Annotated in this window: 16 protein-coding genes and 1 tRNA gene; 3 read left to right on the top strand and 14 right to left on the bottom strand. The window is 56.5% G+C overall.

Annotated elements, in window-relative coordinates; translation table 11 throughout:
• Window positions 1-147: 147 nt before the first annotated feature.
• The 10 genes from JTY93_RS24445 to rpsU form a co-directional block, all read right to left on the bottom strand.
• The gene (locus JTY93_RS24445) at window positions 148-2313 is read right to left on the bottom strand and encodes an AAA family ATPase (protein WP_198863118.1); all 2166 of its coding nucleotides are present in this window, start codon (window positions 2311-2313) and stop codon (window positions 148-150) included.
• Complete coding sequence (locus JTY93_RS24440) at window positions 2310-2783, bottom strand: hypothetical protein (protein ID WP_096144463.1); 474 nt, start codon at window positions 2781-2783, stop codon at window positions 2310-2312. Before JTY93_RS24440 ends, JTY93_RS24445 begins: the two co-directional genes overlap by 4 nt.
• Complete coding sequence (locus tag JTY93_RS24435) at window positions 2770-3438, bottom strand: hypothetical protein (RefSeq protein WP_096144464.1); 669 nt, start codon at window positions 3436-3438, stop codon at window positions 2770-2772. Before JTY93_RS24435 ends, JTY93_RS24440 begins: the two co-directional genes overlap by 14 nt.
• Window positions 3435-6671 carry a hypothetical protein gene (locus tag JTY93_RS24430; RefSeq protein ID WP_096144465.1) on the bottom strand — a complete coding sequence of 1079 codons (3237 nt, stop codon included), beginning with the start codon at window positions 6669-6671 and terminating at the stop codon, window positions 3435-3437. The genes JTY93_RS24435 and JTY93_RS24430 overlap by 4 nt, the downstream gene beginning before the upstream one ends.
• Entirely contained in the window at window positions 6664-8079 is a 1416-nt protein-coding gene (locus JTY93_RS24425; protein ID WP_096144466.1) for a tyrosine-type recombinase/integrase, read from the bottom strand. The genes JTY93_RS24430 and JTY93_RS24425 overlap by 8 nt, the downstream gene beginning before the upstream one ends.
• A 162-nt stretch (window positions 8080-8241) precedes the next feature.
• Window positions 8242-8318 (bottom strand) — tRNA-Ile (locus tag JTY93_RS24420).
• A gap of 137 nt (window positions 8319-8455) precedes the next feature.
• Complete coding sequence (locus JTY93_RS24415) at window positions 8456-12199, bottom strand: bifunctional diguanylate cyclase/phosphodiesterase (protein ID WP_205476291.1); 3744 nt, start codon at window positions 12197-12199, stop codon at window positions 8456-8458.
• Between the two features lie 123 nt (window positions 12200-12322).
• Complete coding sequence (gene rpoD / locus JTY93_RS24410) at window positions 12323-14173, bottom strand: RNA polymerase sigma factor RpoD (RefSeq protein WP_029296867.1); 1851 nt, start codon at window positions 14171-14173, stop codon at window positions 12323-12325.
• Between the two features lie 67 nt (window positions 14174-14240).
• Entirely contained in the window at window positions 14241-16211 is a 1971-nt protein-coding gene (dnaG, locus tag JTY93_RS24405; RefSeq protein WP_205476292.1) for a DNA primase, read from the bottom strand.
• A 458-nt stretch (window positions 16212-16669) separates the two neighbouring features.
• Entirely contained in the window at window positions 16670-16885 is a 216-nt protein-coding gene (rpsU, locus tag JTY93_RS24400) for a 30S ribosomal protein S21 (RefSeq protein ID WP_002551877.1), read from the bottom strand.
• A gap of 203 nt (window positions 16886-17088) precedes the next feature.
• Between rpsU and tsaD the strand changes: the two genes are divergently transcribed.
• Window positions 17089-18114 carry a tRNA (adenosine(37)-N6)-threonylcarbamoyltransferase complex transferase subunit TsaD gene (gene tsaD / locus JTY93_RS24395; RefSeq protein WP_205476293.1) on the top strand — a complete coding sequence of 342 codons (1026 nt, stop codon included), beginning with the start codon at window positions 17089-17091 and terminating at the stop codon, window positions 18112-18114.
• A gap of 34 nt (window positions 18115-18148) precedes the next feature.
• On the opposite strand, the gene plsY is transcribed toward tsaD, so the two are convergent.
• Complete coding sequence (gene plsY / locus JTY93_RS24390; RefSeq protein ID WP_205476294.1) at window positions 18149-18718, bottom strand: glycerol-3-phosphate 1-O-acyltransferase PlsY; 570 nt, start codon at window positions 18716-18718, stop codon at window positions 18149-18151.
• 74 nt (window positions 18719-18792) lie between these two features.
• Between plsY and folB the strand changes: the two genes are divergently transcribed.
• Both folB and folK read left to right on the top strand, forming a co-directional pair.
• On the top strand, window positions 18793-19146 hold the full coding sequence (folB, locus tag JTY93_RS24385) for a dihydroneopterin aldolase (RefSeq protein ID WP_029296829.1): 354 nt from the start codon (window positions 18793-18795) through the stop codon (window positions 19144-19146).
• Window positions 19137-19649 (top strand): 2-amino-4-hydroxy-6-hydroxymethyldihydropteridine diphosphokinase, encoded by a 513-nt coding sequence (folK, locus tag JTY93_RS24380; RefSeq protein ID WP_205476295.1) that lies wholly within the window; start codon window positions 19137-19139, stop codon window positions 19647-19649. The genes folB and folK overlap by 10 nt, the downstream gene beginning before the upstream one ends.
• Before the next feature lie 342 nt (window positions 19650-19991).
• On the opposite strand, the gene JTY93_RS24375 is transcribed toward folK, so the two are convergent.
• The 3 genes from JTY93_RS24375 to JTY93_RS24365 all read right to left on the bottom strand — a co-directional run bounded on the left by JTY93_RS24375 (window position 19992) and on the right by JTY93_RS24365 (window position 24115).
• On the bottom strand, window positions 19992-21221 hold the full coding sequence (locus tag JTY93_RS24375; RefSeq protein ID WP_205477966.1) for a multifunctional CCA addition/repair protein: 1230 nt from the start codon (window positions 21219-21221) through the stop codon (window positions 19992-19994).
• Window positions 21222-21284: 63 nt separating this feature from the next.
• Window positions 21285-22847 (bottom strand): SpoVR family protein, encoded by a 1563-nt coding sequence (locus tag JTY93_RS24370; RefSeq protein WP_029296823.1) that lies wholly within the window; start codon window positions 22845-22847, stop codon window positions 21285-21287.
• Window positions 22844-24115 carry a YeaH/YhbH family protein gene (locus tag JTY93_RS24365; RefSeq protein WP_029296821.1) on the bottom strand — a complete coding sequence of 424 codons (1272 nt, stop codon included), beginning with the start codon at window positions 24113-24115 and terminating at the stop codon, window positions 22844-22846. The genes JTY93_RS24370 and JTY93_RS24365 overlap by 4 nt, the downstream gene beginning before the upstream one ends.
• Between the last annotated feature and the right edge of the window lie 111 nt (window positions 24116-24226).

The following is a 24226-nucleotide window of genomic DNA, read 5'->3' as shown; positions in this document are numbered from 1 at the left end:
AATGACGTTCCAAAGGCTTGTAAGCAGCTTCAAGGACATACTCCTACCTAAGGTATTGGGCGCGGATCCTGCGATCATACTAGGAGTGCAAGACGCCTGAAGGGGTAGCCCAGTCCAAAACATTGTTGCTAACTAACGATTAGGAATTCAAACCGAAAAGCCAACACAGAGCGTGTCGCTTCGATTTGGGCGAGCTACCCCCTGCTGCACAATGTCCTGAGTGCTTAGGATCAAGGCCAGCCGCTTTGATCGTGACACGCCGGTGTAGAGCATGCTGCGTTCCACAAATTCGCTTTGGCTCAGAGAGCAAATGATGGACGTCTCGTACTCGCTGCCTTGCGACTTGTGAATTGAGATGGCGTAAGCGAGCTTCATCCCGAGCACGAACAAGTCCATCCTGGATAGGGTGACTTCGATCCCATTGAAGAGACATGCACCATAGATCTGGCCATCGATTGACGTAACGCCGGACATGATCCCGGTATTGCCATTGAACAAATTATGCTCGTAGCTATTCTGGGTCACGATGACGGGGTCATTCACTCGCAGCCAGTATTTGCCCATCCAAATGCCCAGCGTCTCGTCTGTGTGCTGGAGGACGCTTTGCAGATGGTTGTTTATCTTGTGCCCGGAATCCGGCATGCGCTCGGACATGTGGGGCGTCAGAATCTGAGCATCAGGGATGATCTGCTTGATCTTCGCGAGGTGTGTCAGCATGTCCTGCGTGTTCGTGCAGGGGATCAGATAAACCCCATCGCGCTCGCCATTCCAGAATGGCAATGTGTCCAGATGACCCGATCTAATCTTCATGGCGATGTTCTGAAGGTGACTGTTGTCGATAGACCTGTGAACCTTGGTCAGATGGGTCGACGGTATCGCCTTTGATTTGACCAGGGCATGGAAGAATATTCCATAGCCTACCGGTGATAGCTGACCGGTATCGCCTACTAGCAAGAGAGACAGTTCCTTCTTTGCGAACGCATTCAGCAGTTTCAGCATCAAGGCGATGTCCACCATGCTGGATTCGTCAATGACTACGAGCGGGTCGCCCCCAGTGTTGAACCCTGAGCTTGCGGCGCTGATTTTGATCAAAAAGCTGTGGATCGTGTGGGTGTCTCGGCCAACAGACTCCTTGGCCCGCTCCTTGGCTTTTCCGCTCAGTGCTAGGACATGCACTGGGCGGTGCCGAGAAGCTATATCCACGATGGCTTTCAGCACGGTTGTTTTGCCAGTACCGCCGAACCCAGTCAGCGTGCTGATGCGATTAGTAAGCGCCATTCGCACTGCGTTTTTCTGGTCTTGAGTAAGCGAGTACCCAAAGGTGCTCTGACTATGTGCGGAGTAATCTTCAATCGCTTGCTCCAGTTCCTGCGCAGAACCGTGGAGCAATGAGGCCTGAGCGGACAGTAGAGTAGCGACTCGCTGCTCAAGTTTACTTTCGATAAGGGCCGCGCCCAGTGGCTGGATGAGTGTCGTCCCTTGATGCGTCTTCACGCATACAGCACGCCTTTGTAGGGCACAGTCGATAGCTTGGTCTACCAGTCTGGCGGATGAAAGCTTCTGCATCAGGGCGGTTTTTAGTTCTTCGATTCGGTATGCCGTATGACCCTGATCCAGGCGCACATACAGCAAGTTCTCCACAAGGCCGGCCAGCCTGCGTGGGTCATCACGAGATATGCCTAGCTTAGCTGCTGCGGCGTCCACGATTTTCCATATGTTCGGGTGGATGCCTTGAAACGCAACGAGGCTGTACGGGTTAAGCTTCAGACGCTCTACCGTATTGGTCTGGCAAACCTTGAGAATGCTTTTGGCGAGCCCAGGGTCGAAGTGGTGTTCCATGAGAAACTCAATCGTTGAAATCTCATCCTGCAGCGTCCTCCAAGCATCCACGACCTTCTGGGCGAGATCGGGATTAATAAATTCCGCCAGGTAGCTGACCCTGCCAGCAGTCAATGCCTGAGCAAGGTTTTCTGCGCCAAATGCCCTGACCAGTTTCGAGACTTTCGCTTTGCCGAATGACAGCCCGCGAAATGCAGGATGCTTTACCAGCAATCGTTCCACATACGCCGCAATGGGCAGGTTTACGATATGGCAGCTCTCGATCAGAACGAAATCCCTGAACTGATCATGCCCTGTGATCGAGCCTTTGAACTGCCAGCATTCACCTGGTTGAGGAATGCGGGTGATGATTTTATAACTGGCTCTGCAGGTGTAAATTTTGTTTTGGCCAATGATGCGCCCGGAGAAGACTGCACCACCGAAACTGCCTGGCTTCACCGAGCTCACCTGGATCACGCTCGACAGGTTGCTCATAGGATGAATGACCGCCCAGAGTCGATCATTAAGTCCTGCTGGCTACTGATTTCCTGTGCAGATGTCCGAAGCAACCGTAGCTCGGCAGAGAGTCGCTCAACTTGCTCGCGAAGCAGTTCGTTTTCCTTCGACTTTTGCTCAAGCATTACTCGCAAGCGATTGGCTTCGCGACTTTTCGAATCCGCCATATCAACCGCCAGAGACTCGGGGTCTTTGGCCGCAACAAACTCGCTGCCTATGCGGCGAATGTCCTTCGCGATGACCTGTTCCAGGGTCTGGCCCTGGGAGCAAAAGACCTTCTTGGCGCTTTCAGAAAACCACTGCCTACGATTACCACATTCATCAGCGATTTTGCTGAAGTTGACGGCGCCAAACTGGTTCATAGGAAATTTCTCCCCAGCCTGTTCCAGTTGCAGCACGTAGTCCCTATAGCGGTCGTACGGAGAGCGCTTCTGATCACTTGTGTCCATGGCTTTTCTCTTTCGCTTTCAACCACAGAATGAACGGCTCAACCACCTCTGTTGGCACGAGTCCCTCCCTAGGTTCAAGGTCGTCAAAACTGCAGCAAATCTTTTTAGCCTGCATGTCAACCGTAAACATCCCTTCACTTGCATCGAGAACCAACTTAAGGGCCCGGCAGGTTTTGTCAAACTTCGCCATGAATCCTTGATCCACATGCGTTGTGTCTGGCAGGGTTACTGGCTGAGCACCATGGCTACGGAGGGCTGAGCGCAGAGCTTCGACCTCCTTCCTCAGTTTCTCTGTCTCAGCTTGAAGTTGGTCTGCTCGCTGAACGGCCAGCTTTCCGACAAGCTTGTCCTTCTTAGGCTCCATGTTTCCAGCAGCATCCCAGTGCTTGAAGAATATTGGCCCGAGCAGAGTCCAATAGTCAGTGCTCTGTACCAAGGTTCTGTAGCCAATCTTCTTTTCGTTTACAGGAAGCCCATCGTTGTAAAGTTCGGCGCAGAATCTTGAGTAAGGCGTAACCCCATCGAATGATGCTTTTCCTACGAAAGACTTCAGCTTAGGTATTACTTCGTCTTTAATTCGGGAAATTCTATAGTCGCGGTTCAGCTTTTGAGAGCCTGCAAATCGGTTTTGGCCCTTTTTCGCACCTTTGCTCATGCAGAAACACCCCCTGGGCTCGAAATTAGCTTCAGGATTGCAGTAGGTCGTTCCAAGGCCATGGGCTTACTCATTGCATCATTCAAATCATGCAGTGAAAGACCCAGAACTTCACACGTAGACCGAATCAGGCCCCTAAATTCATCGATCAACGTGAATCCTGTAGGAGCTTCTTGCAGCATGCGGTTAAAGTCCCCAGTGAATGCTAGGAGCTTGTTTCTTGCCACTTTAACCTGCTTGTCTAACTGTGGAGTGAAATACTCCGCATGCGACTTGGCTTCTGCAGTGCGAGCAATCAGGTTGGAAAGCGAGTCTTTCTTGAGCTCTAAGCGCTCCAGGTGCTCTGAGACGATTTCAGGTTTCTCTACCAGGAAGCTCTCACGCGTTTTGATTTCGTTATGCATTTGCTCGAGGCAGTGAGCAGTAACGCTCCATGAAATGATCTCTGCGGCGAGGAATTTGCGACGATTGGCTTTTGGGACAAGGCTTTCAGGCGATGCTCCATTCCTTTTAGACTCAGCGATATAGGCCTCCAGCTCGCTGCACTCGTCAGTTAGCACACGAATGTGACCGTATATCCTTGGCAGGTGGTCGACAGTTTTGACCGAGTAATAGCAGCCCCCGCACGGCATGCTTATCTCAGGAATGGCACCCAGGTCTTTAATGACGTCCGCTGGGCAGCGATTACCAAACGGGCAGATATGAGTGGGCATGAAGGCCAGCGAGTCGATGGGGCGCTGCCTTGTCTCCCTGACGCCCGAAACCACATCATCCTTGGTCTCACGGTCAAATGAGATCGCACCGAAGTCAATCAGAGACTTCTCCTTGTCTCGCCGGAAAGCCTGCTGAAGCTTCGATGCAACGTCTTCTGCTTTGATGTTAGACATTGCTGGGCGGTCAACTAGCCATCCATGCTCAACACTCAGTTTTTGATACTGGGCAACCGATTTCAGGTATGCAGGGTCAACTTTTGCGTAATACATTACATGTTCATCACTGGCATGGCCGGTAATAAATGCGCCGATGATGTGTGGCGGCAAAATTGGGATGTATTCAGATACAACTGATACTCGGCAGGAGTGCGGGGTATGTTCGATTAATTTGCAGGCCTGTCCCTCAAGTTTGATCGCGGTGAGATAGTCGTGAGGATCATCAATAGACTCCAGATCCCCCACAGCCTCTGGCATAGCGTTCGTCGCCTCAATGCCCAGCTGAAACCTGCAGAACAAGTCGAAAGAATAAATTAGCCTTTTGAAATATTTCGCATAGGCCTCCGGAGTCAGCACGCCAGGACTTGTTCCCTTCGGAAATAGCGTGATGATTTTGCCATGCTCATTTTCTTCATGGTAGTCATACCAAGTTTCGACATCCATTGCGGGATCGTTAAACCAAGGGATCATGGCTTTTTGACGATCTAGCAGTTCAATTACCGTCTTCGAAACAGTAGCGTCCCACGGGCCGTTTACTTTGTCAGTGTTGATGCGTAACTTGCAAAGCGGAGGCAGGGGTCTTGAACGATCAATTCGCATATCATAGGTTCGCCTCTCTAGCCAGCGTATGTGAATACTACGAACCCCTGTCTCCAGTGCGATGATATTATGTCTGATGTAATTGAGCTGAGGATAGAACACCCACTTTCCTTCGCGTTCAACCGAGTGTTCAATAATTGGCACGACGAACCTTGGAAGAAGTCGCAGCGCCTCATACTTCATGGGGCGATTATTTTCGGATTTAGGCTGCGAAGCGTCAAATGATGGGTTCCGGTAGAACACAATTGGAACGTACCCAAGTTTTTCAGTTTGAACGATTTTTTGGGTATTGTTCCAGTTCTTTGTTTCAATATCAGCTCGAAATTTTTCGTCGAACAGGTTTATTTGTTCGTGATATACCCTTTCGGCTAGGTGAGTTGTGAAAGACTCTATCGCGTAGCAGTATTGGAGAAGGTATGGGAAATGCTCAGAATGAAATGCAGGCTTATTAGAGCCATTCCTTCTTCGCACGATGGGGAAATCGAGCTCAAGTATGGGGCAAACAAAACCAGAAAGTTTCTCGTCGGCGCTCGAGTGAGCCGTCAAGTAGTTGAAGAAACTGGTGATGTGGTACATGATCTGCTGGATCGTTGAGTTTGACCTGCCTCTGCGAAGAAAAGTGAGAAAGCCTATGTATCCATCGCCTTCCATGTGCGTCCGATTAAGCTCACTTGGGTGAGGAGGAAGCAATCCCGTGGCAGTAGGGTATTCGCCAAACAACCAGGTATTCAGAACTGAGAAGCTCTTGCTGTAAGCGTCGAAAGACTTAATTCCCCGAGACTTTTGTAAAGCGGTGTATTTGTCCTGATATTTCAACCACGACTCGACACTTTCCTTGTGCTCATCAGGATAGTCATATTCGCCAGAGGCCAGCGCTTTTCTACTGGCGTGCAAATCATTTTTAGGGCGGACGGCGGCCTGGCTACATCTGTCAGAATACAGCCTCTGAACATAGTTCCAAAACGCGGCTGGGGCGATGGGGTACTGGAACCAGTCAACGTCATTTCTTCGCGTTAAGACCAAGTGGTCGGAGAGGTCAGCGATGTCATTTGGATTGATGTCTTCGATTCTATGCCAGTCTGTGCAACGAATCATGCGCCATGCGTACCATCCAAAGTTTTTGACGGCACTAGGCTTCATTACGGAGGTAATGTCCGGAATGTCTTCGTAGAGAACATGCGAGACAAACGGTTTGCTCACAAATGCAAGCACCTCGGTATAGGATGCTGCAGCAAACTCATAGAAGTTGGTTCCTTCGTCCTGATTGTGAACCGTGGGCTTTCTTAGGTCAGCCGGGAGCAGGACAGCTCGCTCCTGCCAGAGAAAGTGAAGAATTAAGACGCAGTCTTTACTCAGCCTCTCCAAGGAAGACTTGTTGAGCCAGTCAATAGAGGCCTTCGGAACGACCTGCTTCGCAAGTTCTATCGGCGCAGTCTTTTTCGTGCAAGCTAAAGCATTACGCACCCACACTTCATCATAAATAGGTGCATTCGACACGTTCAGGTGGTCATCAAACAGGCGCACGATGGACGCGTTGTAATATTCGTTACGAGCGCCGCTTGTTACCTTACTTGGAGAGATATAGTTCGTGCCAAACAGCTCTTTGCAGACGCAAGCCTTGGCTTTCGTGATCGCCTCTTTAATGGAGCTATCAAGAGGTGCTCCAGTTTTGATAATCTGAATATCCTTAGTCAGGTTAATCATGTTGCGTCCCTTGAATGCGATTCGCCTCGTCCTTCAATACTTCGAGCTGGCGTAGATAAAATTCTTCGCGAATTGTGGTAAAGGAGGCATCGCCTCTTTGCATGACGTACTGGTTAGCATGTTGAATGTATGCTTCGATGATGTCGGTGTCATGCTTCGCGTACTTCATCGTGGATGTAACGCTGGCATGGCCCATCAGGATCTTAACGTATGTAATGGGCAGGCCAGGAAGGGGCTGTCCAGGAACTGGCATGTAATTAAGCGTGTAAGTTCCGTACATATGCCTAAGCGAATGAGTGCTGATGCCTGTGACGTCCGGCAAGCCTGCCTTCAAGGCGTATTTCTTGAGGGTTTTGTCACGGCTACTCCTGTCGCTTGCGAAGAAGGGCCTACCGTCAGAGTTTTGAAATAAGAAATCATGTCCAACGCTGGAGTTGTATTCTAGGGTCAGGTACTTCTCAAGGTTCTCCCAGAATATTTTAGCGAATGGCTCAATCATGAAGGTCACCTCGGTCTCCCGACCTTTCCAGGAGAGAAGCTTATGCTCTTCTTCAGTAATGCCAGGCGTTTTCCTTGCAAAGGGGTCGCGTAGGAACACTGCAAAATCGTCACCATCGATGTCAGGCATTCGAACTTGTAGCGCCTCGCTTGTACGCGAACCTGTCGCGGCGAGTAGGGCATATAGCGTCATGTCCCTGTAAAATGTCGTGGACTTTGCAGGCTTGGCCTGTCTGAGAAAGTCGACGGATCGTTCTATAGGGAATGGGAGAATCTTGAACGGCTGCTTGTCGTTTTTCCTGTTCCTACGCCCTGCTTTAGCAAACAGCTTATCTTGCTTGCGCTTAGGCAACACTGAGTTAAGCGAGCCACGAATGACTGCTGCCATCCACGAATTGGCCTTGTGGGCCGAAACCTCATATTGGCTTCGATATTCGGCCCGGCTCGAGTAGAACCGACTGAAAAGATGGTCAGGTGTTGTAATGTTTTTTGACTCGGCTACTTCAAGAAACCACCGGATAGATGATTCTATAGACTCTGCGATTGAGTTTTGACCTGTGAGCCGCGTCTTCCCCAGACTATAAGCCAGGGTCTTCGCTATCGGGTTCGTGGCGTCTGTACCGAAGAGGAGATAAACCTGATAGCTGTAGATGACGGTCTCGATAGTGACCTCGACATCTGCAGGAAATTGGGTCTTCGACGCCTCATACACGTAGTCGATGAAGCGGCTAACGTGCTCCGAGTAGAGCTTATCAGTGTTTACGGCATAGCCCCTACGTGCCAGCCAAGTCGTGTAGTCGGTGAACGGTTTGAACTCGCGTGCCTCGTCGGGCATGCCAGGGTCGAGATGAAGCAGGATGTAGTTAGCCTCGCTCGTAACGGGCGCTTCGACCAAGATGAAGTTCTTCATGAGCTCTTATTCCAAATACCACACCCTATTAGCTTTGGGTGTCGCACTTGCCTTTGTCAAGGAAAAAGGCTCAAGTGGGTGAATCAGGCCAACGCAGAAAGCTCCGTCAGCATGGCCGTTGGCCGTCTGCGGAGTGCGCTAAGTGCTTGATTGTAAGGGGGATGGGGCCACCGGCGGGAATCGAACCCGCGACCCACCGATTATGAGTCGGTTGCTCTAACCAATTGAGCTACAGTGGCGCTGAGAAGGTGCAAAGCTATCAAAAATCAGGTTCAAATGCCACACTAACATTCGTACCACATAAGAACCTACGACCAAGGGATTATGAGTCCCCTGCTCTAACCAACTGAGCTATAGGCCCTCAGTAGGTCGCGGATTATAACGATGGTTTCTCCACTGTGCTATCCGAAAAATCTGAATGGGTCATGTGGAGGAAGGTTGCCGCGAAGATGTCGGCGGGGAGGGGCAGGCTGACGATGTAGCCTTGCATTTGTTCGCAGCCTTCGTCGGCGAGGAAGGCTTGCTGGGCGGGGGTTTCCACGCCTTCGGCGATGATGGTGAATTGCATGCTGTGGCCCAGGGCGATGATGGCGCGCACGATGGCGGCGTCGTGGGGGTCGTCTGGCAGGCCGCGGACGAAGGATTGGTCGATTTTCAGGAAGTCCAGGGGCAGGCGCTTGAGATAACTCAAGGACGAGTAGCCGGTGCCAAAGTCGTCGATGGCCAGTTGTACGCCCAGGCGCTTGAGTTTATGCAGCACTTCCAGGGCTTCTTCGGCCTGGCTCATGATGAAGTTTTCGGTGATCTCCAGTTGCAGGCAGTCCGGTTCCAGGCGGTTGTCTCGCAGTAGTTGTTCGATACGCCCCAGCAGGTTGGGGTGGCGCAGTTGGGCTCCGGCAAGGTTGACGGAGAGGGGGCCGAAGGGGTCATAGGACTTTCGCCATTGATGCAATTGGCGGCAAGCCTGTTCCAGGACCCAGTCGCCGATTTGCAGGATCATGCCGTTCTCTTCGGCCAGGGCTATGAAGTGCTCGGGGGGCACGTCGCCAAAGGTGGGGTGGCGCCAGCGGATCAGGGCTTCGGCGCCGATCAGTTGCTGGGTTTCCAGGCTCAGCTTCGGTTGGTAGTACAGAAACAACTCATCGCGTTCTATGGCCCGGCGCAGTTCGTGCTCTAGGGCAACGCGCTCGTTGGCCTGGGCGGTGAGGTCCTGGGTATAGCGTTCGACCCGATTGCGGCCCTTGGCTTTGGAGCGGTACATGGCGGCATCGGCGTTTTTGACCAGGGTGGCGACGTCGATGCCGTCCTGCGGATAGAGGCTGGTGCCGATGCTGGCGCTGATGAAGAACTCGTGCTCGCCCGCCTGAAAAGGCAGGGTGAAGCAGGCCAGCAGTTTATTCGCCAGGTGCTGGGCATCGCTGGCCTGTTGCAGGCCGGGTAGCAGGATGATGAATTCGTCACCGCCCAGGCGGGCCACGGTGTCGATGTCGCGCAGTTGCTCCTTGAGGCGCACGGCGATGTCCTTGAGCAGCAGGTCGCCAATCGGGTGGCCGAGGCTGTCGTTGATGTGTTTGAAACGGTCGAGGTCGAGAAACAGCACAGCACCCTGGTTGCCGGTTTCCTGTTGGTTATTGAGGGCGGTCTGCAGGCGGTTCTCAAACAGGGTGCGGTTGGGCAGCCCGGTAAGCGGATCATGATGCGCCTGGTAGTCGAGTCGTGCCTGGGCGTGCTTGAGGCTGGAGATGTCGGCAAATACCGCCACGAAGTGGGTGATTGACTGCTCGTGGTTGCGCACCGCGCTGATGGTCAGCCAACTGGGATACAGCTCGCCGTTCTTGCGTCGGTTGGAGATCTCGCCTTGCCAGTGGCCGTTGGCGGTCAGTTGATGCCACATGGCGGCGTAGAATGCGCTGTCGTGCAGGCCGGAGGCCAGCAGGCGCGGGGTATGACCGAGGGCCTCGGCCTCGCTGTAGCCGGTGATTTCGCTGAAGGCACGGTTGACGGCGCTGATGTTTTGCCGGGTATCGGTGATCAGTACGCCTTCGGCCGTGCTTTCAAAAACCGTCGCGGCCTGTTGCAGCTTTTCCTGCATCAACTGGCGTTCGGTAATGTCGCGGGCGATGGTCAGCATGCAGTCGTCATCCCCGATCGGCAGTGGACGACTGGATACTTCGCACAGGCGAATCTGGCCGTCGCTGCGCCGGATATGACAGATGAAATCACGCACCAGGCCGTCGCGATGCAGCAGGTCGAGCATGTGTTTGCGTTCGTTCAAGTCCACCCAGATGCCCAGGTCCAGGGTCGATTGGTCCAGGGACATTGCACTGTTGAAACCGGTGATACGGCTAAAGCCTTCGTTGACCTCCAACAGCAGGCCATCGTGCTGGCGTGTCAGCAACAAGCCGTCGGGCGAGGCATGGAAGGCCTTGGCGAATTTTTCTTCGGAAGTCTGCAGTAGCTGCTGGGTTTCCTTCAGTTGGGTGATGTCCCGCACCACCACTACTAGCGCTTCGGTAGCATCGAGCTGGAACGGTTCGGCGGAGATCAGCCCTGTAAACGCCTGGCCATTACTGCGCAGGAATGGCATCTCCAGATTGCGGATGCTGGTGGTCTGCACGCGCTTGAGCAGGTTGGGGCCCACGCCCTGGATGCCCCAGATGTTCAGTTCGGTGGCGGTCTTGCCGATGACGTCTGCGGCGCTCAGGCCAATCTGGTCCTCGAATGCCTTGTTGACCTCCAGCAGGCAACCATCGGACAAGCGAGCGATCACCAGTATGTCCGGGCATTGCTGGAACACCGAGGCGAACTTCTCCTGTGAGAGCTGCAATGCTTCCTCGGTGCGCTTGGCCTCGCTGATATCGATCATCAGGCCTCGCATGACGGGCTCATGCCCATGCTTGATCAGGCTGACAATGTCCCTGACCCATAGGCAACGGCCGTCGGCGGTGATTACCCGGTAATCGATGCTGTGGTCGCGGTTGGCGCGGGTTTCCCGTTGGCAGAAGGTGTCGGCGCGGGTCAGGTCGGCGGGGTGGATGATATTGCGCCAGAAGCCTGGGATCAGCCAGTGCGCCCGTGGATACCCGAGCAGCTCCTCGGCATGGGGTGACACATAGCTGTAGGTGAAATCGTTGATGTCCGCTTCCCAGGCGATAGCTGACAGGCTTTCCACGAGTCCGCGGTAATGGTATTCGCTGCTGCGTAACTCCTGCTCCAGGGCCACCCTGCGGGAAATCTCCGAACTGAGCCGGCGATTGATCCGAATCACGATGGCCAGCACGGTGCTCAGCAGCAGCACGGCAGGCAGGCCGTAGAGCAGCAAGTCGGCCCAGAAGGAGCGGTGGTCGATGACATTGCCAACCCAGTGTTGCTGGATCTCGTCAATTTCCCTGGGGCTGAGGTCGGCGAGGACTTTATCCAGAATGCCAATCAGCATTTTGTTCTCGCGGGGCACGCCCATGGCCAGTTGATAGCGATAAGGCGTTTCGCCACTGACATACAAACCATCGAGCTTGAGCTGGCGCAGGCTCCAGACACTGGAGGCCAGGTCTCCGACGACGGCGTCCACCTCGTCGGTGGCCAGGGCCTGCAACGTCGAGCTGACGTTGGGCATCGCCACCAGGTTCAGGTCGGGATGGTGGGTGCGCAGCAACTCGTGGGGAGCATAGTTCTCCACCACGGCAATCTTCAGCCCATACAGGTCCTTGAGGGAGCGGGGCTGGGCGCCGCCTTCGTGGGCGAGAATGACTATCGGGAAGTCGAGGTAAGGCCGGGAAAATGCCAGGAAACCCAGGCGCTCCGGGGTGGACATAATGCCCGGCAATAGATCGAGCTGGTTGTTCCTGGCCTGCTCCAGCAGTGCGCTCCAGTTGGCGGGTTCGATCAACTTGACCTTGATGCCCAGGCGATCCTGGATCAAACGAACATAGTCAGCGGCCAGTCCCTGGTAGCGGCCTTCTTCATCGCGATATTCAAATGGCGGCCACGATGCATCAACGCCCAGGCGCAACTCCGGGTGGTCCGCCAACCAGCCATGCTCTTCATCAGTGAGAGTCAACGCGCCAGCCGTTGCGGTCCAGGTCAGCAGCGACAGCAGCAGCACGGTCGGCAGTCTGGGCATAACGGTCTCGTTATGGCACGGGGAATAATTCGAGTGTAGACGGGCATTACGAGGGGGGTAAAGCGGGGGAGATTTAATCTGCACAAAGCAAAACCCCCAGGCCTGGGCCTGGGGGTTTTGTGATCACTCGTCGAGGAAGGAGCGCAAATGCTCGCTTCTCGTCGGGTGGCGCAACTTGCGCAGCGCCTTGGCTTCGATCTGACGGATCCGCTCGCGGGTCACGTCAAACTGCTTACCGACTTCCTCGAGGGTGTGGTCGGTATTCATGTCGATGCCGAAACGCATGCGCAGTACCTTGGCTTCACGGGCAGTGAGGCCGGACAGTACGTCGCGTGTCGCTTCTTTGAGGCTCTCAACGGTGGCGACATCGATTGGCGACTGCATGGTCGAGTCTTCGATGAAGTCACCCAGATGGGAGTCTTCGTCATCACCAATCGGCGTTTCCATGGAGATCGGCTCTTTAGCGATCTTCAATACCTTGCGGATTTTATCCTCAGGCATTTCCATGCGTTCACCCAGCTCTTCCGGGGTCGGTTCGCGACCCATTTCCTGCAACATCTGCCGGGAAATGCGGTTGAGCTTGTTGATGGTCTCGATCATGTGCACCGGAATACGGATGGTGCGGGCCTGGTCGGCGATCGAGCGAGTGATCGCCTGACGGATCCACCAGGTGGCATAAGTCGAGAACTTGTAGCCGCGACGGTATTCGAACTTGTCCACAGCCTTCATCAAGCCGATGTTGCCTTCCTGGATCAGGTCGAGGAATTGCAAGCCACGGTTTGTGTACTTCTTGGCGATGGAGATCACCAGACGCAAGTTTGCTTCAACCATCTCTTTCTTCGCGCGACGGGCCTTGGCCTCGCCGATCGACATGCGACGGTTGATGTCCTTGATCTCGGCAATCGTCAGACCGGTTTCGGTCTGCAATGCAGTCAGCTTCTGCTGGCAACGAACGATGTCGGCCTGGAAGCGACCAATGGCTTCAGCGTATTTGCTTTTGCCCTTGGCCAGTGCGTCGGTCCAGCTTTCGTCAACTTCATTGCCCGGGAACTGGCGCAGGAAGTCGGTACGCGGCATGCGCGCATCACGGACACAGAGCTGCATGATCGCACGCTCTTGTGCACGCAGACGCTCAAGGGCGCTACGAACCCGCTCAACCAGGCCTTCGAATTGCTTCGGCACCAGTTTGATCGGCATGAACAGCTCAGCCAGGGCCAGCAGTTCGGCGGTTGCCTGCTTGCTGCCACGACCATGCTTCTTCAGGGCCTTGCGCGCCAGTTCCATCTGATCGGAGACCGCGCCAAAGCGCTGGGCTGCGATGATCGGATCCGGGCCGCTTTCGACTTCTTCTTCGTCGTCGGTGCTGGCTTCAGCCTCGTCGTCGTCGGTTTCGTCGTCCGCTTTCACGGCCTTCGGGTCGACAGGCGGCGGTATTTCGGCAGCAGGCGGCGTAATGCCGTCGTCCGGGTCGATATAACCGCTCAGGACGTCGGACAGGCGGCCACCTTCGGTGGTAACGCGGGTGTACTCGGAGAGAATGTGGTCAACCGTGCCGGGGAAGTGCGCAATTGCGCCCATCACTTCGCGGATGCCCTCTTCGATACGCTTGGCGATTTCGATTTCGCCTTCGCGTGTCAGCAGCTCAACCGTACCCATTTCACGCATATACATGCGCACAGGGTCGGTGGTGCGACCGATATCGGTCTCCACTGCAGCCAGCGCGGCAGCAGCTTCTTCAGCGGCGGCCTCGTCGGTATCGGCGTCCGCCAGCATAAGAGAATCCTTATCTGGCGCAGCTTCGAATACGTTGATCCCCATGTCGTTAATCATGCGGATGATGTCTTCCACCTGTTCCGGATCTGAAATATCCTCCGGCAGGTGGTCGTTGACCTCCGCGTAAGTCAGGTAACCCTGCTCACGACCAAGGACGATCAACTCTTTGATACGAGACTGCTGTTGCGCTTTTCCGGACATAACACCCTATCCACTGAAGGTCTTGGCGGGCAAAAAACAAGCCGAGGATTATACCCGAGCTATGACCTCACACGCCAGCTGAGGTCGGGTTTGATGCGGAAACATTCTGTTTTAAGAGGTCGCGCATCTGCTTTGCTATCTGAATTTGCTCTTCAGCCGACAATCCTGGCTGCCTTGCTTTCTTGATAAGTTCATCGAGGGTCTGTGTATGTTGACCCGCAGATAACCTAGTAATGGTGTCTAAAAACTGTTGTTCAAGGTTATCGCCGTCAATTAACCATTCCTTTTCTGCGAGTGCCTTCAAAAGACGTCCTTGCTCTGTGCCATGCCAGCGAGCCATCAGTTGGATTGAGTTTAGCTTAGGATTTTTCTGCACGGCCTCGATCAGGGCAATCAGCACCTGGGCGTAGGTGTTGCTTTCGTTGGCAAAATGTTCGGCGCTTTCCACTCGGCCCGCCAGTTGCGGGTGGTGGATCAGGGTGCGCAGGGCAATCAGCGTCGGCGCTTCTACGGCCACCGGCGTGCGCGGGGCGTACGGTTCGTCGCGGTCGCCGCGCTTGCCGTTTTTGTTCCAGGGCTTCTTGTCCCATTTCTTGCCGCCGGCGCCGGGTTTCTTCGATGTCCAGTCTTGTTGCGGCACAAAGGCTTCTTGAGGCTGGTGAAAATCCCCATAGTCCGGCATGGCGTCGTAGTCGAAGCCCGGATCGTAGGCCGGTGGCGCGTCCTGGGGGGCGCTGTGCACCAGCTGGCTGACCGCCTCGCCGCTCAGCCCGGTGATTTCCAGCAAGCGCTGGCGCATCAGGGCCTTGAGGTTGGCGCCGGGAACCTTGTCGATCAGCGGGGCCGCGAGGGTGGCCATGTGGGCCTTGCCTTCGAGGGAGCGCGGGTCGGCTTCTTCGGTCAATTGCTGGAAGAAATAATCGGCCAGGGGCTGTGCGTGCTGATGAATGCGGGCGCGAAACGCATCGGTGCCTTCGGAGCGCACCAGGGTATCCGGGTCTTCACCTTCGGGCAGGAACAGAAAGCGCGCGCGGCGCCCGTCCTGCAGGCTCGGCAGGGTGGCTTCGAGGGCGCGCCAGGCGGCATTGCGGCCGGCCTGGTCACCGTCGAAGCAGAACAGCACGCTGGGCACCACGCGAAACAGGCGTTTCATGTGTTCTTCGCTGGTGGCGGTGCCGAGGGTAGCCACGGCATTGCGCAAGCCTTGCTGGGCCAGGGCGATAACGTCCATATAGCCTTCAACCACGATGATTTCATCGAGATTGCGGTTGTTCTTGCGCGCTTCAAACAGGCCGTAGAGTTCCTGGCCCTTGTGAAATACCGGGGTTTCCGGTGAGTTCAGGTATTTGGGCTTGTCGTCACCCAGCACCCGGCCGCCGAAGGCGATGATGCGGCCACGGCTGTCGCGGATCGGAAACATCACTCGGTCGCGGAAGCGGTCATAGCGCTTGCCGGTCTCGGCGTTTTCCACCAGCAAGCCAGCGTCGATCATGGCTTTTTGCTGCAGGGTGTCGCTGCTCAGGTGCTTGTACAGGTTGTCCCAGCCCGGCGGGGCGAAGCCCAGGCCGAAGTCGCGGGCGATTTCCCCGGTCAGGCCGCGGCCCTTGAGGTAGTCCACGGCGGCTTTGCGCTGGGGATGGCTTTTCAGGGCCTGGCGGTAGAACTCGGCGGCGGCGGTGAGCAGCGGGTACAGCGGCGAATCGGTGGGCTGGCGCGGTTTGTGCGGCCGGCCGCTTTCTTCGCGGGGGATTTCCATGCCGGCGGCTTTTGCCAGTTCCTCGACGGCCTGGGGGAAGTCCAGGTTGTCGTGGTCCATGATAAAGCCGAGCGCGTTGCCGCCCGCGCCGCAGCCGAAGCAGTAGTAGAACTGCTTGTCAGGGCTGACGCTGAACGATGGAGTCTTTTCTTTGTGGAACGGGCAGCAGGCAGTGTAGTTCTTGCCAGCCTTTTTCATTTGCACGCGTGAGCTGACAACATCGACGATGTCGGTGCGGTTCAGAAGGTCGTCAATAAAGCTCTGGGGAATTAGCCCGGCCATGGCGTTCTCGTCATCACTGCGTGTAAATGAGGGCCCGCGACGCACTCAAGGCGCGCATATCGTCGGCGGCTTGATCATCGATTGTCTGTTTGGGTTGTCAGGGAGTGTATCTGTCGAGCGCTCACTGACGTTAGTTCCAATCAGTCTTCGACGTGTTTGAAAGTGTTGCCCTGGAGTCCGGTCACGGCCAATGGCGGCCTCGGAAGCTCATCGTGGGGCACAGTCGACCTATTGATCGTCTGCCTGGAAAAATAAGTGTGCTCGTCAGTAGCCTTGATAGGCTCGTCAGAAGAGACGTGCACCGCTGGCAAAAGAGCCAGTCCTGACGTTTGAAGCAGTGAAGCTTTGTCTCGGTCGCATGTGCGGCGTCGACGGTGAAGCATCAAGCGATATCCGCAAATGCCAACAGCCCGGCTGAGGGCCGGGCTTGGCAGAAGCTTGCTACGAACGTCTGTGTATTAGTACAGACGAACGGCGCGGCGCTGTTCGCGCTGAACTTTCTTGGCGTGACGCTTAACAGCGGCTGCTGCTTTACGCTTACGCTCAGAAGTTGGCTTCTCATAAAATTCGCGGCTACGAACTTCAGCCAGAACACCGGCTTTTTCGCAGGAGCGCTTGAAACGACGCAGAGCTACGTCGAAGGGTTCGTTCTCTTTTACTTTGACGGCTGGCATCCAGAGCTACCTTCTTTCATTACCGGGAATCAACGTTCTCGTCGCAAAAAATTCGCGGCTGAGGTCGTCGGTTTTTAAGGGTTGCGGATGTTAACCCCTCATTGCCCGGAATGCAAAGCCTCTGATCGAAAACCGCTAGTCGGGAGGGGGCGTGGCGACTATTATGCGCGCCTTCGAATTCAGCCTCTACAAGGCGCAAACCCATGTTAGTACTGGGCTTAGAAACCTCCTGCGACGAGACCGGCGTCGCGCTTTACGACAGTGAACGCGGGCTTTTGGCCGATGCACTGTTCAGTCAGATAGACCTGCATCGGGCCTATGGCGGCGTGGTGCCGGAGCTCGCCAGCCGCGATCACGTCAAACGCATGTTGCCATTGATCCGCCAGGTGTTGGACGAGGCCGATTGTGTGGCGACCGAGATCGATGCCATCGCCTACACCGCCGGCCCTGGATTGGTCGGAGCCCTGCTGGTTGGGGCCTCCTGCGCCCAGGCGCTGGCATTTGCCTGGGGTATTCCAGCCCTTGGCGTGCACCACATGGAAGGCCATTTACTGGCGCCGATGTTGGAAGAAAACCCGCCTGAGTTCCCGTTCGTCGCTTTGTTGGTTTCGGGCGGCCATACGCAGCTGGTTCAGGTCGATGCAATCGGTCAGTACACGCTTCTGGGGGAAACCCTGGATGATGCCGCCGGTGAAGCGTTCGACAAGACTGCCAAGATGATGGGCCTCAATTATCCCGGCGGTCCGGAAATCGCGCGTCTGGCGCAAAAAGGCGTCCCTGGGCGCTATACCTTCCCGCGCCCCATGTGCGATCGCCCTGGCCTGATGTTCAGCTTCAGTGGCTTGAAAACCTCGGCCTTGAACACCTGGCAGCAAAGCGTCAGCGCCGGGGACGACAGTGAGCAAGCCCGTTGCGACATCTCTCTGGCGTTCCAGCAGGCGGTGGTGGAGACTTTGACCATCAAGTGCAAGCGTGCGTTGAAGCAGGCCGGCATGAAGCGCCTGGTCATTGCTGGAGGCGTCAGCGCCAACAAGGCCTTGCGTCTGTCACTGGAAAAGATGCTCGGTGACCTCAAGGGCGATGTGTTTTACGCGCGCCCCGAGTTCTGTACCGATAACGGCGCGATGATTGCTTTTGCCGGGTGCCAGCGCTTGCAGGCTGGCCAGCATGAGAGCTTGGCCATCAGCGTGCAGGCGCGCTGGCCGATGGAGCAGTTGCCGCCGTTGTGAGCGGGCAAACATGAGCCGGGTTCACCGGGCGTATTTAAAAATGCCGTTCGCGCCCGGCAAACAGGTCGCGTAAATTGCCGCGATGGCGCCAGACAATCAGCAGGGTGAGTACGCTCATCGGCAGCAGTGCTGCTGGTTCCTGCCAGGCCAGCAGCGGCAAGGTCATCGGTGTGGCGATCAATGCCGCGAGGGAACTGGTGCGGGTCAGGTAGAACGTCAGTAGCCAGGCGGCAATGGCCAGCAGCGCTGCCGGAGGATAGATCCCCAGCAGCATGCCGGCGGCTGTCGCGACGCCCTTGCCACCGCGAAAGCGAAAGTACAGAGGGAACAGATGGCCGAGCACGGCGCATACGCCAATCCAGGCCTGTTGTTGCAGGGAGAGGCCAGCGAGATCGGCGATCAGTACCGGCAGCAGGCCTTTGCAGACGTCGCCGAACAAGGTCAGTACGGCGAGTTTTTTGCCGGCCAGGCGCAACATATTGGTGGCGCCGGCATTGCCTGAGCCACTCATTCGCGGGTCGGGATTTCCCGTCAGGCGGCTGAGCAAGATGGCAAAGGACAGCGAGCCGAGCAGGTAGGCGAGGGTCGCCAGTAACCAAGACATGCTAACTATTCCGGGCGAGGACGCCTTGATTCTAACGGGGCATTGCGCCCTTGTCGTGCTGTGGAGAAGAGTGCTTGGACAGAGTGTTTATCGAAGGCCTGGAAGTCGACACCGTGATCGGGGCCTACGACTGGGAGCGAGGTATCCGTCAGTGTCTGCGCCTGGACCTGAGTTTCGCCTGGGACAATCGCCCGGCGGCAGCGGGTGATGACCTGACCCTGGCGCTCGACTACGCTAGCGTTTCCACACGTATCCAGGCCTTTGCTGCGCAAGCGCAATTCCAACTGGTGGAAACGTTTGCCGAGCGCCTGGCGCAAGTCCTGATGGAAGAGTTCCAGATTCCCTGGCTGCACCTCAAGCTGACCAAGCCCGGTGCAGTCCCGGCCGCCAAGGGTGTGGGCGTGGAGATCGAGCGCGGATGTCGCTAACTCAGGTTTACCTTGGTCTTGGCAGCAATATCGAGCGCGAGTCCCACCTGTGCGCGGGCCTTGACGCGTTGGCGGGCTTTTTGACGGACCTGCGCTGTTCGGCGGTGTTCGAAAGCCAGCCAGTGGGAATCAAGAGCGGGCCGTTTTTCAACCTAGTGGTGTCGGCATACACCGATTTGCCCTTGATGGAACTGGATCGCCGGTTGAAGTTCATCGAGGCCGACAATGGTCGCTATGCGCCGGATCGCAAAGGCCTGCCTCTGGATATCGATGTGCTGCTGTATGGCGACCTGAGCGGTAACTTCGATGGATTGGTGTTGCCGCGGGCAGAAATCCTGAAGAACGCCTTTGTGTTGTGGCCGCTATCGTTGATGGCGCCAGAGCGTGTGCATCCGGAGGTGGGCAAGACGTTTGCCGCGTTGTGGCGCGACGCGCAGATCGATCAGGTGCTGGCCCCGGTTGCCTTCAAATGGCGCGGTCAGCAGCTCACCCAGGGCCTGTAGGGGGCGGCCTGCCGGCGACGGCGCCCTCTGGTTTGCGGGGATGCTGCTGACGCCATCGCGGCATAGGTATCTACACAACTTCAGAAACTGATGAACTCCCCTGTGGCGAGCGGGCTTGTCGGAACGCCGCATCGCCCGCGCTGGGCTGCGAAGCAGCCCCAATAAGCCGAATGCGTTGTACCAGATACACCGCAGCGGCTGGTTTTGGGGCTGCTTCGCAGCCCAGCGCGGGCGATGCGGCGTTCCGACAAGCCCGCTCGCCACAACTACGCTATCTGCCTGGATTTAAGTGTTGCGGCAAAGTTGTGTAGATACCGATAGTCATCGCGGGCAAGCCCGCTCCTACACTGAATGCTGTTCTTTGTAGGCTTTCAGGGCGTTGAGCCGTTCACGCTTGAGCGCCTCGCCCAATTGCGGGCCCTTGAAGCCTTTCTCCAGCAGCGGCGCCACGGCAACACCTCGCGCCACCTGCGCGGCACCCCGCAAATAATCCGCTTGTGGATAACTTCTCTGCTCAAGGCCCTTGCGGCCCCGTGCGTCCATTTCGCAGGCGACGACAAACTCTTCAAAGCGCTGTGGCCGGCGAAACACGTCAAAACTCTGCAGCAACTCCAGCAGGGTCGAGGCCTTAAGCTCCAGTGCCCGATGCCCATGGGTGTGATATTCGCCGACCAGCAGCGCCAATTCCTGGCAGTCCTTTGGCACTTTGAAGCGTTCATTGACCGCTTTGATCAGCTTCAGGCCCCGCTGCTCGTGAGCGATATGCCTGGGTAACTTATCCACAGGTGTCAGGCCCTTGCCCAGGTCGTGCAGCAGGCAGGCCCAGCGCACAGTCAGGGGCTGGGCGTGCAGGGCCGCCTGTTCCAGCACGCTCAGGGTATGGATGCCGGTATCGATCTCGGGATGGTGGGCTTCGGGCTGGGGCACACCAAACAGCGCATCCACTTCTGGCATCAGGGTTTTCAGGGCGTGGCAGTCACGCAGCACCTGGATAAACACCTGTGGCTGATCTTCCATCAGGGCCCGGGAAATTTCCTTCCAGCTGCGTTCTGGCGTCAGGGCTTCCAGTTCACCGGAGTCACTGAGTTGGCGCATCAATTCCAGGGTTTCGGGGGCGATAGTAAAACCGAGGCCGGCATACCGTGCGGCAAACCGCGCCACTCGCAGTACACGCAGGGGGTCTTCGGCGAATGCCGGGGAGACGTGGCGCAACACCCGGGCTTGCAGGTCGCGCTGGCCGTTATACGGGTCGGTCAGGTTGCCGTCGTCGTCTTCGGCCATGGCGTTGATGGTCAGGTCGCGGCGGATCAAGTCTTGTTCGAGAGTGACTTCGGGGCTGGCATGAAACACAAAGCCGCCATAACCCCGGCCACTTTTGCGCTCTGTGCGGGCGAGGGCGTACTCCTCGTTGTTGTTCGGATCAAGGAAGACCGGAAAGTCAGAACCTACGGGCCGATAGCCCTTGGCGAGCATTTGTTCGGTGGTGGCGCCAACAACGACCCGATCTATATCGGTAACGGCAATGCCCAGCAAGCGATCACGCACCGCTCCGCCGACTTTGTAGATTTGCATGAAAAAGCCTCCATTAGCCCTACAGGATAACGCCTGTGCCAGGCCAATGGAGGCATTGCTGCGTCAAAGGTGGACCACGGCCAGGTCCAGGCGGCCGTAGTCGTTGTCGTTGTGGTCATTGCGCGGCGGAACATGATGGGTCTTCATGACCTGGTCGCCTTGCAGCGTCTCCAGATGGATATCGAAACCCCACAGTCGGTGCAGGTGCTTGAGGACCTCGTCCGTGGACTCTCCCAGGGGTTTGCGGTCGTGTTGCTGGTGGCGCAGGGTCAGGGAGCGATCACCGCGCATGTCGATGCTGTAGATCTGCACGTTGGGCTCGCGGTTGCCCAGGTTGTATTGGGCCGCCAGGGTTTCGCGGATGGTGCGGTAGCCGGCTTCGTCGTGGATCGCGGGCACCAGCAGGTCGTCCTTGAGGTCGTCATCCATGATGCTGAACAGCTTGAGGTCGCGAATCACCTGGGGCGACAGGTACTGCAGGATAAAGCTCTCGTCCTTGAAGCTGCTCATGGCGAACTTGATGGTCGATAACCAGTCACTGCCGGCGATCTCCGGAAACCAGCGGCGATCTTCTTCGGTGGGATGTTCGCACATGCGTCGGATATCCCGGTACATGGCGAAGCCCAGGGCATAGGGGTTGATGCCGCTGTAGTAGGGGCTGTCGAAGCCCGGTTGGAAGACCACGCTGGTGTGGGAGGTGAGGAACTCCATCATGAAGCCGTCGGTCACCAGCCCTTCATCGTAGAGGTCGTTCATCAGCGTGTAGTGCCAGAACGTGGCCCAGCCCTCGTTCATCACCTGGGTCTGGCGCTGTGGATAGAAGTACTGCGCGATCTTGCGCACGATCCGCACGATCTCCCGTTGCCACGGCTCCAGCAGTGGCGCGTGTTTTTCCAGGAAATACAGGATGTTTTCCTGGGGCTCGACGGGGAAGCGCGCATTGTCCTTGTCGCTGTTCTTGTCGGCGCGTTTGGGGATGGTGCGCCACAGATCGTTGATCTGCTTTTGCAAATGTTCTTCCCGATCCTTCTGGCGAAGCCGTTCTTCCTCGGCAGAGATGGGGTAGGGACGTTTGTAGCGGTCCACACCGTAGTTCATCAGGGCATGGCAGGAATCCAGCAGATCCTCCACGGCGTCGATCCCGTGGCGTTCCTCGCATTGCATGATGTACTGCTTGGCGAACACCAGGTAATCGATGATCGAACTGGCGTCGGTCCAGGTGCGGAACAGATAGTTGCCCTTGAAAAAGCTGTTATGACCGTAGCAGGCGTGGGCCACCACCAATGCCTGCATGCAGATGGTGTTTTCTTCCATCAAGTAGGCGATGCACGGGTCGGAGTTGATCACGATCTCGTAGGCCAGGCCCATCTGGCCACGGGTGTAGGATTTCTCGGTGCTGAGGAAGTGCTTGCCGTAGGACCAGTGGTGATAGCCCAGGGGCATGCCCACCGAGGCGTACGCGTCCATCATCTGCTCGGCGGTGATCACTTCGATCTGGTTGGGGTAGGTATCCAGGGCATATCCGGCCGCAATACGGCTGATTTCCCGGTCATAGGCCTGGATCAGTTCGAAGGTCCATTCGGACCCCGTGGAAATGGGTTGGCGCTTATGCTCTTTGGCGGTCATGTCACTAACCTGCGCTGGAAGAGTTCACGGAAGACCGGATAGATATCGCCGGCCGAGACCAGTTGTTGCTGGGCGAAGGTATCGGCAAAGGCTTCACCGATGCGTTCGTATTCAAACCACAGGGCCTGGTGCTCGCGGGGGGTAATCTCCACATAAGTGTAGTACTGCACGAACGGCATGATCTGGTTGACCAGGATGTCGCGGCAGATGGGCGAGTCGTCGTTCCAGTTGTCGCCGTCGGAAGCCTGGGCGGCGTAGATGTTCCATTCGTTGGCCGGGTAGCGCTCGGCCATGATTTCCTGCATCAATTTCAGCGCGCTGGACACGATGGTGCCGCCGGTCTCCCGTGAGTAGAAAAACTCTTCTTCGTCGACCTCGCGGGCACTGGTGTGATGGCGGATAAACACCACGTCGATCTTGTCGTAGTTACGCTTGAGGAACAGGTACAGCAGGATAAAAAAGCGCTTGGCGATGTCCTTGGTCGCCTGGGTCATCGAGCCGGAAACATCCATCAGGCAGAACATCACTGCCTTGGAGCTGGGGTTGGGTTGCTTGACCAGCAGGTTGTACTTCAAGTCGAAGGTGTCGAGGAATGGCACGCGGTGAATGCGCGCGCTGAGTTTCTCGATTTCTGCTTCGATTTCTTGGATATCGCCGAAGTTGTCCGGTTCTTCGCGCTTCAAGCGCGCCAACTCTTCCTTGGCCTCCTTGAGTTTGGCGCGGCTGCTGCCGGACAGGGCGATACGCCGTGCATGGGCCGAGCGCAGGGTACGGATGATATTGATGCGTGAGGGGTTACCCTCGTTGCTGATGCCGGCGCGTACGGTCTTGAACGTGTCGGTGCCGGTCAGGTTGCGCTTGACCAGATTGGGCAGTTCCAGGTCTTCGAACATGAATTCGAGGAATTCTTCCTGGGTAATCTGGAACACGAACTCGTCCATGCCTTCGCCGGAGTTACCGGCCTTGCCTGGGCCTTTGCCACCGCCACCGCCTTGAGGGCGCTGGATATGCTCGCCGGTGGTGAATTCCTTGTTTCCCGGGTGAACCACAGTCTGTTTGCCGCCGCGGCCGTGATGCAGCACCGGTTCGTCGATATCCCGGCCGGGAATGCTGATTTGCTCGCCGTGTTCCATATCTGTAATGGAGCGGCGACTCACCGCCTCTTCGACAGCCTTTTTGATGTGGTCACGGTAGCGCCGCAGGAAACGCTGGCGGTTTACCGTGCTCTTGTTCTTGCCATTGAGGCGTCGGTCGATCACATAGCTCATAGGGAGCCCTCCGGGCAGCTTCACGTTACAAGCTTCAAGCCGCGAGCTGGAAGCTTAGAGACAAGCGGTCAACTGCCAGGCCTAGGGCCCGGCAGCGCGCGCCTGTCGCTG

It is taken from the genome of Pseudomonas hygromyciniae (assembly GCF_016925675.1).
In the GTDB taxonomy this organism is placed as follows: Bacteria; Pseudomonadota; Gammaproteobacteria; order Pseudomonadales; family Pseudomonadaceae; genus Aquipseudomonas; species Aquipseudomonas hygromyciniae.
The sequence above is the reverse complement of the archived record's forward strand: the minus strand, read 5'-3'. Positions and strand labels throughout refer to the sequence as shown.

Excerpts from the sequence above, each read along its gene's own strand:
- JTY93_RS24445 (WP_198863118.1), bottom strand. The coding sequence starts at position 2,313 with ATGAGCAACCTGTCGAGCGTGATCCAGGTGAGCTCGGTGAAGCCAGGC.
- tsaD (WP_205476293.1), top strand. The coding sequence starts at position 17,089 with ATGTTAGTACTGGGCTTAGAAACCTCCTGCGACGAGACCGGCGTCGCG.
- rpoD (WP_029296867.1), bottom strand. The coding sequence starts at position 14,173 with ATGTCCGGAAAAGCGCAACAGCAGTCTCGTATCAAAGAGTTGATCGTC.
- plsY (WP_205476294.1), bottom strand. The coding sequence starts at position 18,718 with ATGTCTTGGTTACTGGCGACCCTCGCCTACCTGCTCGGCTCGCTGTCC.
- JTY93_RS24415 (WP_205476291.1), bottom strand. The coding sequence starts at position 12,199 with ATGCCCAGACTGCCGACCGTGCTGCTGCTGTCGCTGCTGACCTGGACC.
- rpsU (WP_002551877.1), bottom strand. The coding sequence starts at position 16,885 with ATGCCAGCCGTCAAAGTAAAAGAGAACGAACCCTTCGACGTAGCTCTG.
- JTY93_RS24430 (WP_096144465.1), bottom strand. The coding sequence starts at position 6,671 with ATGATTAACCTGACTAAGGATATTCAGATTATCAAAACTGGAGCACCT.
- JTY93_RS24435 (WP_096144464.1), bottom strand. The coding sequence starts at position 3,438 with ATGAGCAAAGGTGCGAAAAAGGGCCAAAACCGATTTGCAGGCTCTCAA.
- JTY93_RS24365 (WP_029296821.1), bottom strand. The coding sequence starts at position 24,115 with ATGAGCTATGTGATCGACCGACGCCTCAATGGCAAGAACAAGAGCACG.
- JTY93_RS24375 (WP_205477966.1), bottom strand. The coding sequence starts at position 21,221 with ATGCAAATCTACAAAGTCGGCGGAGCGGTGCGTGATCGCTTGCTGGGC.
- JTY93_RS24440 (WP_096144463.1), bottom strand. The coding sequence starts at position 2,783 with ATGGACACAAGTGATCAGAAGCGCTCTCCGTACGACCGCTATAGGGAC.
- folK (WP_205476295.1), top strand. The coding sequence starts at position 19,137 with ATGTCGCTAACTCAGGTTTACCTTGGTCTTGGCAGCAATATCGAGCGC.
- dnaG (WP_205476292.1), bottom strand. The coding sequence starts at position 16,211 with ATGGCCGGGCTAATTCCCCAGAGCTTTATTGACGACCTTCTGAACCGC.
- JTY93_RS24425 (WP_096144466.1), bottom strand. The coding sequence starts at position 8,079 with ATGAAGAACTTCATCTTGGTCGAAGCGCCCGTTACGAGCGAGGCTAAC.
- JTY93_RS24370 (WP_029296823.1), bottom strand. The coding sequence starts at position 22,847 with ATGACCGCCAAAGAGCATAAGCGCCAACCCATTTCCACGGGGTCCGAA.